We start from the raw sequence: 1,205 nt of genomic DNA on the forward strand, positions 1-1,205 counted from the left end.
GGGCCGAAAAGGCCAACCCTCACGTCTCAAAAGCCGCCATCAGACCCCTCGCGCCGCCGTCAAGCCAAAAACAGCCGGTTCTTCGAGGTGTCCAACTGCGATCCGGATCGACGCAGAGTCTCCGCACTGCCGCGCCATTCTCAATATGATGGGGAAATGGAGCGGGTGAAGGGAATCGAACCCTCGTATTCAGCTTGGGAAGCTGCTGCTCTACCATTGAGCTACACCCGCTCGGGTGGGAAGGCCCTTGCCACGGCGGGGAATGGTGGTCAACTGGCTGCAAACCGAAAACGAGGATGCAGCATGACCGAGCAAGTGATTTCCATCGAGTCGCGCGGTGCGATCGAGGTGGTCAGTCTGAACCGGCCGGACCGGCTGAATGCGATGAATGAACCGCTGATCCAGGCTTTGCTGGATTACTTCACCGAACTCCAACAGCGTCAGGACGTGCGGGTGGTGATCCTTCGGGCTGAAGGGCGGGCGTTCTGTGCCGGGCTGGATCTGACGGGTTGGAGCCGGGACGACAACGCCGGGATGATCCAGCAGAGCTGGCGCACCCAGCGGTTGATCGCGGCGGTGATGCAGGCAATGCGCAAGTGTCCCCAGCCGATCATTGCCTGTGCGCAAGGGCCGGCGTGCGGTGGCGGGTTCTCCCTGCTGCTGTCGTCCGATGTGCGCTATGGCGCACCGGATCTGCGGATGAACGCGGCCTACATCAAGATCGGTTTGGGCGGGTGCGACATGGGGGCAAGCTATTTCCTGCCGCGCCTAGTCGGCAGTTCGGTGGCCAGCGAATACCTGCTGACGGGCCGGTTCATGACCGCGGACAAGGCGGCGGCGTGCGGGTTGATCTCGGAAATCGTCCCGCAAGAGGCTTTGCTCGACAAGGCGCTGGCGTTGGCCGGTGAAATGCTCCTGACATCGCCGATGGGACTGCGGCTGACCAAGGATGCTCTCAATCTCAACATCGACGCCGGGTCGATGGAGCACGCCTTTGCGCTGGAGGATCGCCAGCAAGTGATGCTGGCGCAGACCGCGGATTCGATGGAGGCGCGCGTCGCGTTTTTCGAAAAGCGCGATCCGCGCTGGGAGAACAAGTGAAATGGACGAACTGGACACCTCGAAGAACCGGCTGTTTTTGGCTTGACGGCGGCGCGAGGGGTCTGATGGCGGCTTTTGAGACGTGAGGGTTGGCCTTTTCGGCC

Annotated in this window: 1 protein-coding gene and 1 tRNA gene; one reads left to right on the plus strand and one right to left on the minus strand. The window is 61.9% G+C overall.

Features of this window, described 5'->3' with window-relative positions; all coding sequences use genetic code 11:
* Positions 1-157: 157 nt before the first annotated feature.
* Positions 158-231 (minus strand) — tRNA-Gly (locus IE113_RS16120).
* Between the two features lie 72 nt (positions 232-303).
* Between IE113_RS16120 and IE113_RS16125 the strand changes: the two genes are divergently transcribed.
* Positions 304-1,101: an enoyl-CoA hydratase/isomerase family protein gene (locus IE113_RS16125; protein ID WP_189543355.1), complete on the plus strand. Its 798-nt coding sequence runs from the start codon at positions 304-306 to the stop codon at positions 1,099-1,101.
* Positions 1,102-1,205 lie beyond the last annotated feature (104 nt).

Origin of the sequence: Novosphingobium arvoryzae (assembly GCF_014652615.1) — a bacterium.
Taxonomy (GTDB): Bacteria; Pseudomonadota; Alphaproteobacteria; order Sphingomonadales; family Sphingomonadaceae; genus Novosphingobium; species Novosphingobium arvoryzae.

What these genes read in the sequence shown, in the direction of transcription:
- IE113_RS16125 (WP_189543355.1), top strand. Translation starts at nt 304, where the DNA reads ATGACCGAGCAAGTGATTTCCATCGAGTCGCGCGGTGCGATCGAGGTG.